At 58.6% G+C, this 14,502-nt stretch carries 12 protein-coding genes; 11 read left to right on the top strand and 1 reads right to left on the bottom strand.

The window, feature by feature from the left end; translation table 11 throughout:
• Nucleotides 1–235 precede the first annotated feature (235 nt).
• A complete protein-coding gene (locus tag HCG46_RS26135) occupies nt 236–718 on the top strand; it encodes a hypothetical protein (protein WP_168687911.1) in 483 nt (160 codons plus the stop codon).
• Nucleotides 690–2,270 carry a terminase gene (locus HCG46_RS26130; RefSeq protein ID WP_168687910.1) on the top strand — a complete coding sequence of 527 codons (1,581 nt, stop codon included), beginning with the start codon at nt 690–692 and terminating at the stop codon, nt 2,268–2,270. The genes HCG46_RS26135 and HCG46_RS26130 overlap by 29 nt, the downstream gene beginning before the upstream one ends.
• 453 nt (nt 2,271–2,723) lie before the next feature.
• Here the strand turns inward: HCG46_RS26130 and HCG46_RS26125 are convergent, their stop codons facing one another.
• Nucleotides 2,724–3,176, bottom strand: a complete 453-nt coding sequence (locus HCG46_RS26125) for a hypothetical protein (RefSeq protein ID WP_168687909.1) — start codon at nt 3,174–3,176, stop codon at nt 2,724–2,726.
• Nucleotides 3,177–3,822: 646 nt separating this feature from the next.
• Here HCG46_RS26125 and HCG46_RS26120 point away from each other — a divergent pair.
• The 9 genes from HCG46_RS26120 to HCG46_RS26080 all read left to right on the top strand — a co-directional run bounded on the left by HCG46_RS26120 (nt 3,823) and on the right by HCG46_RS26080 (nt 14,473).
• Entirely contained in the window at nt 3,823–5,529 is a 1,707-nt protein-coding gene (locus HCG46_RS26120; RefSeq protein WP_168687908.1) for a portal protein, read from the top strand.
• An 88-nt stretch (nt 5,530–5,617) separates the two neighbouring features.
• Nucleotides 5,618–5,830 (top strand): hypothetical protein, encoded by a 213-nt coding sequence (locus HCG46_RS26115; RefSeq protein WP_168687907.1) that lies wholly within the window; start codon nt 5,618–5,620, stop codon nt 5,828–5,830.
• A 2-nt stretch (nt 5,831–5,832) separates the two neighbouring features.
• Nucleotides 5,833–6,816, top strand: coding sequence for a hypothetical protein (locus tag HCG46_RS26110; RefSeq protein ID WP_168687906.1), 984 nt, complete (start codon nt 5,833–5,835; stop codon nt 6,814–6,816).
• Nucleotides 6,817–6,843: 27 nt separating this feature from the next.
• Nucleotides 6,844–7,881: a hypothetical protein gene (locus tag HCG46_RS26105; RefSeq protein ID WP_168687905.1), complete on the top strand. Its 1,038-nt coding sequence runs from the start codon at nt 6,844–6,846 to the stop codon at nt 7,879–7,881.
• Nucleotides 7,882–7,959: 78 nt separating this feature from the next.
• A complete protein-coding gene (locus HCG46_RS26100; protein WP_168687904.1) occupies nt 7,960–8,307 on the top strand; it encodes a hypothetical protein in 348 nt (115 codons plus the stop codon).
• Nucleotides 8,308–8,331: 24 nt separating this feature from the next.
• Nucleotides 8,332–8,919 (top strand): hypothetical protein, encoded by a 588-nt coding sequence (locus HCG46_RS26095; protein WP_168687903.1) that lies wholly within the window; start codon nt 8,332–8,334, stop codon nt 8,917–8,919.
• A complete protein-coding gene (locus tag HCG46_RS26090; RefSeq protein WP_168687902.1) occupies nt 8,916–11,348 on the top strand; it encodes a hypothetical protein in 2,433 nt (810 codons plus the stop codon). Before HCG46_RS26095 ends, HCG46_RS26090 begins: the two co-directional genes overlap by 4 nt.
• Nucleotides 11,349–11,351: 3 nt before the next feature.
• Complete coding sequence (locus HCG46_RS26085) at nt 11,352–11,855, top strand: hypothetical protein (protein ID WP_168687901.1); 504 nt, start codon at nt 11,352–11,354, stop codon at nt 11,853–11,855.
• 11 nt (nt 11,856–11,866) lie between these two features.
• On the top strand, nt 11,867–14,473 hold the full coding sequence (locus tag HCG46_RS26080; protein ID WP_168687900.1) for a lysozyme: 2,607 nt from the start codon (nt 11,867–11,869) through the stop codon (nt 14,471–14,473).
• Nucleotides 14,474–14,502 lie beyond the last annotated feature (29 nt).

Raw genomic sequence — 14,502 nt, 5'->3', positions numbered from 1 at the left:
ACCACACTGCAGGAAATAAAAGACAACCGTTACCGGCTGTCTGCCTACTGCCAATGGTGCCGACGTACTGAATGGCTGGAACTGGACAAGCTGATTGAGCGCCTTGGGCCTGACTATGTAGTGGCCGGCAATGATAGTTTCCGCCGTGCGCTCTCTTGTACTCGCTGCGGCCGCCGTCAAGCACAACTAACCGTGCATCCCCGCTGACAAATCCAAAAAATTGAAGAGGTGAGACATGGCCGCGCCAAAGGGTAATGCCTACGCGATGAAATGGCCGACGTCTGAAGCACGGCAGGAGCTTTGCCGAGCCTTCTGCGACCACATGGCTGCGGGGTACTCAATAGAGAGTTTCCCCGATGCTGACCGGAAGACGATCCGCCGATATGCGCAAGCGTTCCCGAAAGATTTCCCACCCGAAAAGCTGGATGAAGCCGCAAGGCGTGGACGGCTGGAATGGGAAAAGATCGGGAAGGATGGGGCCAAGGGTGAAATTGCCGGCTTCAACGCCACCGCCTGGATTTTCAACATGAAGAACCGGGCAGGGTGGAAAGATCGCACTGAGGTCGAGGCTTGGGGCATTCTCGGCGGTCCGGACGATGCCAAAAAACTGGAACAGATGAAGCCGCGTAGCGCGGAAGAAATTGCGCTCGGGGTTATGGCGCTGCTTACAAGTGGGGATGCAAGCGACAATGGCGACGGCACTGGAAGCGCTGATTGAGAAAATCAACGGGATGCCTTCGGCGGCTCGCTCTGAGCTTCAGCGGCAATTAGATGAGGCGGGGGTGCTGGATCAATTCGAGGTCTGGCGCCCGCAGAAAGGGCCGCAAACTGAGGGCTATTTCAGCACCGCAGACTTGACGCTGTATGGTGGCGCAGCCGGTGGCGGTAAAACGGATCTGATTGCCGGTCTGTCGCTATTCGCACATCACAAGGTCGCTATCTTCCGCCAGTCGTTGAAGTCCCTGAAGGGTCTGACCGAACGCATGAACGCGATTATGCGTAAGGCGGGAATGGGAAAGATCGCGGGCAACCCGCCCCGGTGGGTCGGTCCGGATGAACGGGCAATTGAGTTCGGGCACTTGGGTTTGCCGGGGGCGGAAGAGGACTGGCAGGGGCGCGACCATGACCTTAAAGCCTTTGATGAGGGTGCGCAGATGGACCCGCGCAAAATCATCTTTGTGCTCGGTTGGCTCCGGTCGACGCGCCCGGGACAACGTTGCCGGGGATTGATCGCCACAAATCCGCCTCTTGGTGGTCAGGGTGACTTCCTCGTGGAATGGTTCGCGCCCTGGCTGGATCCGCTGCACCCGCTGTTCGGCACAGTGAAGCCCGGGGAGCTGCTTTGGGCCGCTTTTATTGACGACGGGGACGCCATCCGCACGGTGTGGGTAGATGGTCCGGAGCCTGTCGAAATTGAAGGCGAAGTCCGAACCCCGAAAAGCCGGACTTTCATCCCGGCTCTGCGGAAAGATAATCAGTACCTTGGTGCCGACTATGACGCGCAGCTTGATCAGATGCCGGAACCGATGCGCACGGCGCTGAAGACTGGCGATTTCATGGCGGCCCGTCAGGATCATGAATGGCAGGTAATCCCGTCCGAGTGGGTAGAGCTTGCGTTTCAGCGCTACGATGATGGCGTTGACGCTGGCGCCCCTATGGACGTGTTGGCGGCGGACGTGGCGCAGGGGGGCAAAGACAAGACGGTCTTGCAACCGCTCCACGGCCGCCGGTTTGAAACCGCGATAATCCGCAAAGGCGTCGACACAAAGGACGGCGCGGATGTTGGCTCACTGATCATCAAGGAGCGGCGTGACGGCGCGTTGATCGTTGTTGATTGCACGGGCGGCTGGGGTGGCGACACGGTGGGCTTTCTCTCCCGGGAAAACAATATCCCGGCAGAAAAGTGCGTCTTCTCCGCTCAGTCGGGTGAGAGTGCCAAAGATAGCCGCATCCCGTTTTATAACCTGCGGGCGCAAATGTACTGGCGTCTACGTGAGGCCCTGCACCCAAAAAGCGGGCTTGGCCTGGCAATCCGGCGCTCGGCCACAGTGAAGGCGCAGCTAACCGCGCACCGCTGGAAAATGCGAGGCGGCCGCATCCTGATCGAAAGCAAAGAGGAAATCAAAGACCGCACGGGCTCGTCTCCGGATGAGGCCGACGCAGTTGTGATTGCGCTTGAATGGAAAGACAAAGCAGCACTGAAGAAGGTGAGGGCGGCGCAAAGCACGCTGCAGAGCGTCCCCTTGGCCGATCCGTTGGGCGACTTCTGATCAAGGGCCTATGCGTTCGTGATGCCTCTTACATTGCCGCGAACATGCGGCCGCAGGATTTTGCAGAGATTGGCTGTCTATGGGAGCGGTTTGACAGCCGCGTCTTAGGGATTGCAGCCATGCGGGCGGCGGTCGACGGTATGGCCTGGTCTGTCTGGTACGACGGGCAACCGGCTGCGGCCTACGGTTTCAGCCATGCGGCGGCCTTCGATCCGGAACACTGGCAAGCCTGGGCCTTCGGAACACATCGCTTTCGCCGCTGCGTCCCGATGATCACGCGGCACCTGACCAGCATTCGGCCGATTATCGAGCGTGATTGCCGCCGGTTGCAGGTGATTACGCACACAGAACACGACATTGCACACGGGTGGATTGAAGCCCTCGGCGCAAAACGTGAAGGCCTGCTGCGGTCCTACGGCCGCAATGGGGAAGACTTTTGTGTCTACGGATGGGTTAGAGCTCCGGCTCTTCTCCAAAATCGACAGCGCAGGCGATTTGGTTTGCAGGAGGAAGCTGGTTCAAGTCGATGAACTTGTCTTTCTCTTCCTTCGACCGGCAGCGCGGCACTTCCACGAACTTATATCCTTTATTGCGAAGGCATTGGACTTTTTGCCGGTCGCGCAAAGAGGCGTTCGGGTCTGTCGTGTAGACGGTCGTTGGAGACGAGTAGCCTGGTGTTGTTTCGCAATAGTAGGCGGTGCAGTACGAATAGCCTGGAGTGTAGGTGCCGGGGATTACAGTAGTTTGGGATGATGGCGGTACGGCTTTTAGCGCCTGAATTCTACATGAATCGATGTCCGATAGGCGTTTTGCTTGAGACACGCCCTGTTTGTAGGCCATCCCGATGTTTGCTGATTGGCATCCGGTCAGAAACAGAACGGCCAAAATCCCCAAGCTGCGTTTCATTGTGTGTCTATTGTCCAAGCTTTTCAGTTGTTTGGCAGAATCTCGGTAGAACGAGAAGCTACCTACTTTGTGTAGCACAGGTTCTGATCGAAGCAATCAGAGGTTTTGCTGTTCGCAACGCCTGAAACACTAACTGGAAGAGGTGAAAGCATGTGTATGTTTGGAGGTGGCGGCAAGAAGCAGCCCGAACCGGAACCAACGCCACCGCCGCCGCGTGAGCCTGATCCGCAGCGGCAAACAAAGAACCTGCAGGAAAACAGCCGGCGCCGTCGTGCCGCTGCCTACAGCACCAAGGCAACCACGCTCACGAGTCCATTGGGTGTCTCCGACTTCGGAAGCGCTTCACGGCCTGGCGTTACTCTTCTGGGGCGGGCTTAGGGGCATGTGGCCCTCGCTTCTGGGTTCGGTGAACCGTAGCCCGACCATTTCTAAGTCTCGCTCGTATTCGGCGGCAATCCAAACCAATGCAAGGATTAACAGCAGTCCGGCGATGTAATTTAGATCGACCTTCATTTCCTACACCTCTCAGCAAAAAAAAGAGGTGTGACTGCTGCTGCTGCGCACTGTGCGGTGATGACCTGGATGGGTCAAGCCGGGGTGAACTTACAGGGTCTAGACCGTCCGCATCTAACCTGGGGAAAACTCAATGAATATTGTTGATGATCTGAAGCAGGAGCTTCAGGCAGCCCGATCAGACCGTCTTTTCTACGAAAACGACTGGCAAGAGTACGTCACGTACACGGCGCCGGACATGGAACGGGCGTTCAACACTGCCAGCGGCGTGACTGCGCGGGATGGCATGTCGGCGCTTCGCCAGTCTGCTGCCCGGGAACGGTCCCGCAAGCTTTACGATCCGACGGCCGTTTGGCTGCTCGACCGGCTGGCTTCGGGTGTCGGGTCGCTGACGATGCCCGAGGGCTTCCATTGGCACGGTGTAGGCTATGGCGATCCGTTCGCCCCCGAACCATCGCAGGCAGAAGAAGAGTTCTTCGAAAAGATCCGCGACCACCTGTTTCGGGTCCGCTATTCCGGCCGGTCCGGTTTCGCCCTGGGCAACCGTTCGCGTCTGCTTTCGACCATAAAGCTCGGGACTGGCGTCCTCTATCCGGTCGAGAATGAAGACAACTTGGCCGACTTGCGGACGCCGATCCACTATCGATATGTGCCGCTCTATGAAATGTTTCTCATTGTCGACGCGCAGGGCAATGATTGCGGGTTCTTCAGGGTTCGCAAGCTCAAAGCCTGGCAGGCAATGAAGCTCTACGGCGGCAAGGTTTCCGACAATGTGCAGGCCGATGCGGAAGACCCGAAGCGCAAGGCAAATGAGCACGTCTTTGTGCATGCCTGCTTTAAGCGTGACGGCGGTTATAAGGACGCGCACGACGTTCAGCGCTCAAGGTATGAGAGCATCCATTTCGAGGAAGAGACTAAGCATATCTGCCGCCGGTCCGGCTTCTTCGAATATCCCTTGGTCATAAGCCGATGGGAGAGGGACGGGCTTTCGCCCTACGGGTCGCCTCCGCAGGCAAAGCTTATGGGAGACATCAAAAGTCTTCAGAGCCTTGCCCGTGACGCCTTGATTGCCAGTGGTCAGGCTGTGCGGCCGCCCATTGCCACCCATGCGCAAGAGCGTCAGCTAGATCTAAACCCGGGCCGGATAAATCCCGGGCTGATCGATGAACAGGGCCGCCCGCTGTTCCGGCCGATGATTGACACGGTGAACCCAGGTGCGGCCGACACGCAAATTGAGAACATCCGCGAAAAGCTGAGGGTTGGGCTCTATGGCGACCTCTGGCAGACGTTGCTTGAAGGGAACGGCCGCACCGCGACAGAGGCCAACATACGTCGCAAGGAAATGGCCGACATGATCGGGCCTTTCTCAACCAACGTGATGGCAGGCAACGAAAACCTGTTTGACCGTGAAATCGGCATTCTCGGCCGCCGTGGGGCTTTCGATCCGGGCTCGCCGCTGGAACCGCCGGAAGCTCTGGCCGAAAGTGAAGTGACGCTGACCAGCACCGCGCCAATCGATCAGATGCGGGAAGCCGGTCACTTTGAGGCAATCATGGGCTTTAACGAGTACCTGGGCGTCAAGGCCAACATGGACCCGTCGGTCTTGGATCTGGTCGACAATGAAGAAGAGTTTGACTTGACGCGCCGTTCGCTCGGCCTGCCGGCCAAACTCAAGCGCACGCCGGAAGAGGTCGAGGCGATCCGGAAACAACGCGCCGAACGCGAACAGCAGCAAGAGCAACTTGCGGCCGGTGAAAGCGTGGCGCGTATGGCAAAGGACGGTGCCCCGCTTCTGAGTGCTCTGCAGCAACAAGGGGGCGGTGGCAATGGCGTGGCTTAGCCTTCGGCGTCGAGCGCCACAACGCAAACATCGTGGGAAAGAAATTGAGCGGGCCTATCGGTCCGTTTTTTTGTGCCCTGAGGGTGAAATGGTTCTCGCCGATCTGGCGGCAGAGTGCGGCATGTACCAGGCGCCGCCGGTTGCGCTGGACACGCGGCAAAGCGGTTATGTGGACGGCCGCAAAGCCATGTTCGCCCGCATCCTATCGATGATCCGTATTCCGCCGGAAGAACACGCCGCATTGCAGGAGGCGGCCCGGCTGGAAACCCTGCCAGACTTCAAACATGAAGAGGACTTTTGACGATGTTTATCAAAACCAGCGGTGGAGCATTTGTGAGCGGTGCAAGGGTGATGCTGCAGGGCTCCGGCCCGGGCTTCCGGAATTTGCCCGTGTTCACTCCTGAAGGTGCCCCCGGGGCTGGCGGCACACCGGAAGGCGGTGCAGGCGGTGAAGGTGGCGGCGATGCTGCGGCATTCCTCGCCACGCTGAACGACGACAACCGCACCATTGCCACGGAAAACGGGTGGCAGGGTGTTGACGGCGTCTTTGAGGGCTATCGGTCTTTGCAAGACAAGCTGAGCGGATCGGTTGCGCTCCCGGGTGAAAACGCCACCCCGGAACAGCGGGCCGAGTTCTACAGTCAGGTTTCGGCCGGCTGGACGCCGAAAGACGGCTATCAGTTCTCGATGCCTGGCAACCTGCCGGAAAACTTTCCCTACGATCAGGACTTTGCCAAAGAGGCCGGGTCTTGGTTTCAGGAAGCAGGCCTGCACCCGTCGGCGGCTCAAGTGCTGCATGACAAGTGGGTGGGCAAAATGGCGGAACAGTTCACGGCCGGTGAACAGTCCGCAACTGAAGCTGCAACGCAACAGGCAGAAGCGGTGGAGACAGCCCACCGGGAGCTTGTGAAAGAGTTCGGCGAACCTTCAAGCGATGGCTACAAAAATGTAATTGCCAAAGCTGGCCGCGCCCGGGATGGGCTCAAGAGTGCCGGTATCGACGTATCCGACTGGTTTGCTGAAAAAGGCATCCTGACGGACCCCGACGACGACGGCAATCAACAGGTGGCAGACCCGACGGCGGTTCGGCTGCTCGCCTTCATTCACGACAAGGCCTTTTCTGAAGACGGTCTTAGCGATCTGGGCGAAGGCGGCAACGGTTCCAATCCGTTCGACAAGGACAAGCCCGACCTCAAAACACAATCCGAGCTGCTGGATAAGAACCCGGCGCGCGCAAAGCAGTTGATTGAAGCTGCTGGCCGCAACCCGGCTTCCTTCGGCCTCTAATCTCGCAATCTCTCGAAAGGGTAGCAAATGACGACTGCAATTTCTGACATCGTGGTACCGCGCGTCTTCACGCCTTACATGGCTGAAAACAAGCCGGCCAAACTGATCATGCTCGAAAACTCCGGCATCCTGGCTGGTCCGGCGCCTGAAATCGCACAGCGCTTTACCTCCGGCGGAAATCAGATCGAGGTCCCGTATTGGGAAGATCTGGACGACACGGAGCCGACCGTCATTGACGACAGTGACAACAAGATCGGCGTGAGCAAGATCACGGCCAGCGACATGAAGGCCTACAAGCACCGCCTGGCCAAAAAGCACGGCGCCAAGACGGTTGCCAGCTATGCGGCTACGGGTCGGGGCGACAGCGCAATGAACCGTGTTGCAGAGCGGATCAGTTCTTATTGGGGGCGCCGCAAGGAAGAGCGCATTATTGCCACTGCTCAAGGCGTCATTGCCGACAACGCGGCAAACGACGGCGGGGACATGGTTTATTCCATCTACTCCGACGTTGGCTCTCCGACGGCCGCCAACCGGGTCAGCTACCAGGCGATTAACCGCGCCCGGCTGACAATGGGCGAAAATCTGGACGACCTGCGCGTGATCGCCATGCACAGCTTCGTCTACGGCACGCTTCTGGACGACGAAAAGATCGAGTTCAAGAAGCCGTCCGAAGCGCCTTTCGAGGTGCCCTATTACGCCGGCATGATGGTCATTCATTCCGAAATGATGCCGGTTGTTGCCGGCGCCAACTCGGATGAATACTCGTGCTTTCTGTTCGCACCGGGTGCCTTCATGCACATTGACGAAGTGCCGAGCCGTCCGACGATCTACGGCAACGAGGGAACGGAAATCACCCGTGACCCGGATATCGGCGACGGCGGCGGGGCGGATTACCTGACCACTCGCCGCTTTGAGCTGATCCACCCGGCTGGAATGGACTTCACGGCCGCCTCCCTTACCAAGTCGCAAGGCGCAACCCTGGCGGAGCTTCGCAATGCGACCAACTGGAACCGGAAGTATGAACGCAAAAACGTCAAGTTCGCCTGCCTCAAGGTGAACATCTAACGCGTTCGACGGGCAACACTGAGGACTGAGAACAGGGCGGCTTTTGCCGCCCTTTCTCTTTGCAAAGAGGGTTTTCACATGGATGAAATCGAGCAGCGCCGGAGAGAGCACCTTGCCCGGCTGCAGAAGAACCACGCGTCTGATTACAAAGAGCGTTTCGACAAGGGCAAATCCCTTGACCAGACGCGCCGGGAAAAGCTGAGCGACACAATCTCGGCCGACTGGAACGCAAAGCAGAAGGCAAAAGCCGCTGCAATCGCGCCGGACCACGGCAAGCCGTTGCCTGAAGGGTGGCGCGATGCCCATTGGAAGACGCTTCAGGCCATGGCCGCAGAGTATGCGGGCGTTCAAACCAAGAACAAGGACGAAAGCTTGACCGTCCTTGAGAGCTATGAAGCGAAGTTGGCCGAAACCCCGGCCGAATAACAACCCACGTTAAGGCGGCTTCTCATGTCCGGCACGGTCAACACCTCCGTTGAAATGGCGAACCTTGCTCTTGCGCATCTGAAAGAGGCGCCGATCAGGGATTTTGATTTTTCTTCCGTGGCTTCTCGCTGGATGCGAAACCACTATGCGGCCCATCGTGACGCCTATCAGGCAATGCATGATTGGGACTTTGCAACGGAGCTTGTGAACCTTCCTGCAGACGTGGAAAAGCCGCCTTTCCGTTGGCAATACAGATACCGCAGGCCAGACAAAGCGCTGCGTCTCCCGCAACAGACCATAGGCGGCAGGCCTGACGGTGCGATTGTGCCTTATGAAGTCGTGGGGCAGTGGATCATGACGGATCAGCCGCCGCCCTTCGCTCTTCGGTACATCAAGAGAGTGGAGCGGGAAGCCGAGTTTTCGCCGCTCTTCGTGCACGGGTTCGGGCTCTTCCTGGCGTCCGGATGCGCTCATGTCATCACCGGCAAGAACAGCCGGGCCGAAGCACTCCGACAAGCTGCAACAGAGGCTTTTGACCAAGCGGGCGTCGCCGATGCGATGCAGGGGACGCCCCTCCCGATGGTTGAATTGGACATAGTGACGGACAGATGAGCTACAGCCTACAGGCAACGTTTAGCCGCGGTGAACTGGATCCAGAACTAGTTTACCGCTCCGATTTGGAGTTGTTCCGGTCCTCGCTGGCAACGTGCGAAAACTTCATTACGCTCAAGCGTGGCGGCCTGCGTCGCCGGGGCGGAACCAAATTCATAGCCGAGCTGAAAGACAGCACTGTTGGCGGTTGGCTGATCCCGTTCGAGTTCGGGAACGGGCAATACTACATGCTTGAATTCGGCAACGGCTATTTCCGGGTCTACACGAACGCGGGCCGGGTTGGCACGGTCGAGGTCTCCACACCGTACGGCATTGCAGACTTGCCGGGCCTGAAGTTCGTTCAATCGACTGACACGCTGTTCATTGCCGGCGGTGGCGTTGCCCCACATGCTTTGAAGCGTTTGGGGGAAACCTCTTGGACCATCGAGCGGATGAGCTTCAAGGATGGGCCGTTTCTCGATGTGAACATTTCGCCCACGAACCTGAAGCCGTCCAGCACCGGCAACCCGGTCCCTGACATGACCTCCAACAGCGCACCGAGTGGCACGGTGTCGGCTTCCAACGGCAGTTCTACCGCCTGGCAAGTGTTCAGCCGGTCAGAAGGCAAGTCGGTCCTTGGCGCTGGCGCAACGGGGTGGGTGCAGTATCAGTTCCCCAGCAGTGTTGTAATTGACGCCTACATGCTTCAGGCGCCGAACGACAACAGCCAGAACGACGACATGCCGTGGCAGTGGAACATTGAGGCATCGAACAACGGTTCTGACTGGACCATTCTGGATACGCAGGACGGACAAGACACGTGGGCGTCAAACGAGTGGCGGCAGTTCGCCTTCCACAATGAAACGGCATTCAGCTATTACCGGCTGAGCTTCACGCAGGGTGGCGGCCCTAACTCGGACAATTCGGCAATCGGTCAGATTGTCTTTCACCAAGCCGGGGAAGATCAGAGCCCGTTCAACCTGACGGCTTCCAGTGCTGCAGGAATCAATAGCGGATCTGGGTTTAAAGTTTCAGATGTTGGCCGCCATATCCGGTTCCGTGGATCGGATGGCTTTTGGCGTTGGTTCAAGATTACAAGCCGATCCTCCGCAACGGTGGTCAAGGTGCAGGTTTTCGGGCAGTCGCTACCAGACACGAAAGCGCAGAGCATTTGGCGCCTGGGCGCTTGGTCCGATACGACGGGTTGGCCTGAAACGGTCGGGTGGCACAAGAACCGCTTGGCGTTCGCCGGGACGGTGGAAGAGCCGCAAAAGATCTGGGAAAGCCAGACTGAAGACTTCACCAACTTTTCCGTTTCGCACGTGCTGGAAGCATCGGACGCGGTTTCGGTCGGCGTGCTCTCCGGTCAGGTGAACCGCATTCAATGGCTGGTCGATGACAATGACCTGATTATCGGCACGTCAAGGGCGGTGCGAGCTGTCGGCAAGGCGACTGAGCAAGACCCGTATGGGCCTGAAAACGTCGAGCAAAACCCTGAAACCAATTTCGGGGCCAACGGCGTGAGCCCTATAAAGGTGGGGTCGGTGCTTCTCTACTTCGGGCCATACGGTACCGACATGCGAGAAATGGGGTATGACTTCAGCGCTGACGGCCGCGTATCGCAGGCGGTTAGCGAGGTGCAGTCTCATTTGTTCCTGCCTGGCATCGTGGGGGCCTGCTACCAGCAATATCCCGATAGCATCATTTGGCAGTGGGATCGCAACGGCCGGGGCGTCGGCTTCACCTATGAACGCGAACAGCAAGTGTACGGAATGCAGCGCCACGACTTTGGCGGCGTTGTCGAGTGCATGGCTGACCTGACCGGCGTTCAATCGGATGAAGTTTGGATGACCGTCAATCGCACCATCAACGGGGTGACACGGCGATACATCGAAATCATGCAAAGGCCTTTCCGTGGCGGCCAAATAGAAGACGCTTGGCACCTTGATTGCGCCTCAAGGTACGAGGGCGTTCCAGCCAACACCATTGCCGGGCTGGACTATCTGGAAGGCAGAGACGTGATCATGTTCGCCGATGGCTCGGATTACCCGGCTACGGTGACCGGTGGAGAAGTCAGCCTGCCCAACGGGCGGACGGCGGAAAAGATCTTGGTTGGCCTGGATGTGAAAGCACGGGCCAAAACGCTGCCGTTTCCAATCAATGCGCAAGACGGTGCAGCCCTCGGCCGCAAAATGAAGGTCGACGATTGCAAGGTAGCGGTCATTGAAACGGGGACGCTCCGGGCGGGGTCAGACGCAACCTATTTGGATGAGCTGATCTATTACGGCGCGGGTGATCCTGCCGGGGAGCCTGCACCGCTGCGAACTGGTGTCATTGATCGGTCGCTAGAAACTCGCTGGGAAGATGGCGGGCAACTCACGCTTGAGGCAAGCGGCGGGAAGCCTTGCACGATCCTGGCACTCAATTTCGGTAGAGACGTGGAGCCCTAGAAAATGTGCGATCCCGTAACGCTCGCCCTGACGGCCGTCTCCGCTGTGGGGACGCTCGCGGGTGGCATGGTCCAGGCGCAAGGCATCCGGCAACAGGCGGAAGCAGAAGCCAAATCAGAAGAACGCCGCGCCGAGCTGGCAGAGCGTCAGAAGGAAGTCAATCAGACGCAAGCGTCTTTCGAACGAAAGAACGTCACCGACAGATTGCGCCGGATACAGGGGCAGAACCGTGCGGCCGGTGCCGAGCGTGGCTTATCTGAAACCGGGTCACTGGTCGACGTGATGGACGATAACGAGTTTGAGGCCGGGAAAGAGCTGGACGCGATCCGCTATGGGGCCGAAGGCGAACGGGGCAACCTGACGTTTGAAGCCAACACAGCCCGGGAGCGGGCAACCTCGGCACGCAAGGCCGGTAAAACTGCCGCGTTCGGCGCGGTTCTGGGCGGTGTGACCGGCGCAGTTAGCACTATCGGCAACTCCTTCTATCAACGCCCACTCACAAACTGACGGTGCATTGAATGGCAAACTTCGACAGATACCGCAACAACCGGGCACTGCCTGGGGTGCGGCAACCTACCGTCATCGCCGACACGGCGCAGGGGCGGGCGGTGGAAGGGCTCGGCCGTCAGATCCAGCAGTCAGCCGGGCAGGTCGGCCAACTCGCTCAATTGTCGCAACGCCGGCAAAACGAGATTGACGACTTTCAGCGCAAAAAAGGCTGGCTCGATTTCGAAGGGCAGTTTTCGCAGAAAGAGCTTGAAGCGCAAACCAACCTGCAGCCTGGCGCCGCTGGCTACACCAAGTCGATGCAGGCGAAATTTGATCAGGACGCTACGGCGTTCATTCAAAGCCTGCCGGAAGGTGCAAGGGCACAGGCTGAACTTGATGTTGCGGACCTGCGAAACCGATACACAAACCGCTTTGCCAAAACCGAGCTCCAAGAGCGCACCCGGTACTTTAAGCAGGGCATTGCCGAAGGCTCCGACCAGTTAGCGAAGGGCATTCGGGCAAACCCGAATACCTATGATGAGGCTCTTGAGGTCGGGCGCTCGCTGATCACGGAAAGCGGCCTGCCTGACATCGAGAAACAAAACGCCCTCAAGTCTTGGGAGCGTATGGCGTCGATTGCCTGGGCTGAAACGCTTCCGGCCACCGAGCGGGCTGAGTTGTTCGGCGTGTCTGCTATCGATGCCGGTTCGTTGATCCGCTCGCGTGAAGGTTTTGAAACCAAGGCCTATGCCGACACTGGCGGGCATGACGGGAAGCAGTTTTCCGGTTGGCGTGTGGGGTACGGCTCCGACACGGTGACAAAGGCAGATGGCACAGTCGTCAAAGTCACCAAGGACACGGTGATTACCCGGGCGGACGCTGAACGCGATCTGGAACGCCGCATTGCCGAGTTTCAGGCTATCGCGGTTAAGCAGGTCGGTGCGGATGCCTGGCAACGGTTGCCGCCACGGGCGCAAGCTGCGCTTTCCTCGATCACGTACAACTATGGGGAAGTTCCTGACCGGCTCCACGCGGCTGTCAGGTCTGGCGATCTTGAGCAAATCGCGTCGGCGGTCGAGGGGCTGAAAGGTGACAACGGCGGCGTCAATTCAGAACGTCGGCAGCAAGAGGCCGACATTATCCGGGGGAAAGTCTCGATCCCGAACGCCCCGCCTGAAGTTCAAGAGCGGTTAGACCGGATCTCGTATGAGGATCAAGTCAAGCTCTACGATCAATCGCAACGCGATCTTGTGTCGGTCGCTTCTGACCGCCAGGACGCTTACCGCCTGCAGATTGCCACCGATCCGTTGACCGTCGACCGTCAGCAGGTTCTTGACGATGCGATCTTAGACGATGGTCAGAAAGCCACGCTTATCAACTCGTTGAACAGCGCTCTTAAAGACGGGGAGAAAGAGCGCAAGGCGATTGATTGGGCGAACAGCGGGGCGGCCGCCAATCCGCTGGATCCTGACGACAGGAAAAGCGCCGAGCTGGTCTACCAGCAGGCAATGCGCACGGAACAAGATCCGGACCGGGTTGCCTCTGCCATTGTGGCCGGCAAAGGCGTTGTCCCTAAGCCATACGTTGACTTTGTGCGGAACGGCTTAAGGGGCACCGATCCTTTGCAGGTAGGCGCTGCATATGAGCGGGCTGCGGCTCTATATTCGATGAACCCGCAGGCCGTGCGCGGTGCCGATAACGGTGCGGAGCTTGAAGACGCGGCAACCAAGTGGCGGCTCTACACAGAAGGGCTCGGCCTGGATGCGGTGCAAGCCGGTCAGCGATTAGCCGAACTGAACAGCCCGGAAGCGATAAAGCAGCGTGACGCGCTGTTGGAAAGCCAGCCGGTCAAGGATCATTTGAAGAAACTCGACGCAAGCCGGGTGGAAGGGTTCTTTGACAAGGGGGTCTTTTCCATCGGTCCGGACCTTGGCGCCTCGGAAGAGGGCAAGGCCTTGGCGGTTTCCGAGTTCCGGCAGTTGTTCAAGGAAAGCCTCGGGGAAGTCGGGGGCGATCTGGATGCGGCCGAAAAGCTGGCATTTGAACGCATGTCCCGCACGTGGGGAACGTCCGAATATTCCCCGCATGGTTCCGACGTGGTGCTGAAATACCCGGTTGAAAAGCTCTATCCGCCGGTAGGGGATAGCGGCCACGAGTATATCGGCGATCAGGTCAAAGCCGCTCTGGAAGAGGAAGACATAGACGCAAAGCGGTTCTACCTCGTGGGCAACGAATACACGGTTGCTGACCACCGCGCACAGCGGGAACCGCGTCTGACGCTGCAGTATGTCGACAAAGACGGCGTGTTGCAGCAACTGCCCTTCGCTTTCAAGGCTGACGTACCGGGTGCGATCGCTGCGGAACAAGCGCGGAAAGACGCCGATTTTGAACAGAACGGCGCGCAATACCTGCAAGAGCGTGAAGACGCGACAGCACGTAAAGCCCTGGGCGACAGCCTGCGGCCATCTGAACAGCCGGGCGGCGCTCCATTGGACGAAATGAGCCGAGCGGCAAGTGAAGTCGATGCGTTGGATGCTGAAGCGGCGGAAGTCGAAACTGCGCGCGAGGAAAGAAGGCGAGCTGCTGACGAATTTCTTAAGGATAGACAGAAGTACCACGCATCTAAACCGCGCTGAGCAATAAGGAAAAAGTAATGCCGCTTGAT

Origin of the sequence: Labrenzia sp. PO1 (assembly GCF_012273635.1) — a bacterium.
Taxonomy (GTDB): domain Bacteria; phylum Pseudomonadota; class Alphaproteobacteria; order Rhizobiales; family Stappiaceae; genus Roseibium; species Roseibium algicola.
This window is presented reverse-complemented; position numbering and strand designations above follow the sequence as displayed.

Coding starts and splice junctions, on each gene's coding strand:
- HCG46_RS26135 (WP_168687911.1), top strand. CDS start 236: ATGGCCGCGCCAAAGGGTAATGCCTACGCGATGAAATGGCCGACGTCT.
- HCG46_RS26110 (WP_168687906.1), top strand. CDS start 5,833: ATGTTTATCAAAACCAGCGGTGGAGCATTTGTGAGCGGTGCAAGGGTG.
- HCG46_RS26090 (WP_168687902.1), top strand. CDS start 8,916: ATGAGCTACAGCCTACAGGCAACGTTTAGCCGCGGTGAACTGGATCCA.
- HCG46_RS26095 (WP_168687903.1), top strand. CDS start 8,332: ATGTCCGGCACGGTCAACACCTCCGTTGAAATGGCGAACCTTGCTCTT.
- HCG46_RS26130 (WP_168687910.1), top strand. CDS start 690: ATGGCGACGGCACTGGAAGCGCTGATTGAGAAAATCAACGGGATGCCT.
- HCG46_RS26100 (WP_168687904.1), top strand. CDS start 7,960: ATGGATGAAATCGAGCAGCGCCGGAGAGAGCACCTTGCCCGGCTGCAG.
- HCG46_RS26085 (WP_168687901.1), top strand. CDS start 11,352: ATGTGCGATCCCGTAACGCTCGCCCTGACGGCCGTCTCCGCTGTGGGG.
- HCG46_RS26125 (WP_168687909.1), bottom strand. CDS start 3,176: ATGAAACGCAGCTTGGGGATTTTGGCCGTTCTGTTTCTGACCGGATGC.
- HCG46_RS26080 (WP_168687900.1), top strand. CDS start 11,867: ATGGCAAACTTCGACAGATACCGCAACAACCGGGCACTGCCTGGGGTG.
- HCG46_RS26115 (WP_168687907.1), top strand. CDS start 5,618: ATGGTTCTCGCCGATCTGGCGGCAGAGTGCGGCATGTACCAGGCGCCG.
- HCG46_RS26120 (WP_168687908.1), top strand. CDS start 3,823: ATGAATATTGTTGATGATCTGAAGCAGGAGCTTCAGGCAGCCCGATCA.
- HCG46_RS26105 (WP_168687905.1), top strand. CDS start 6,844: ATGACGACTGCAATTTCTGACATCGTGGTACCGCGCGTCTTCACGCCT.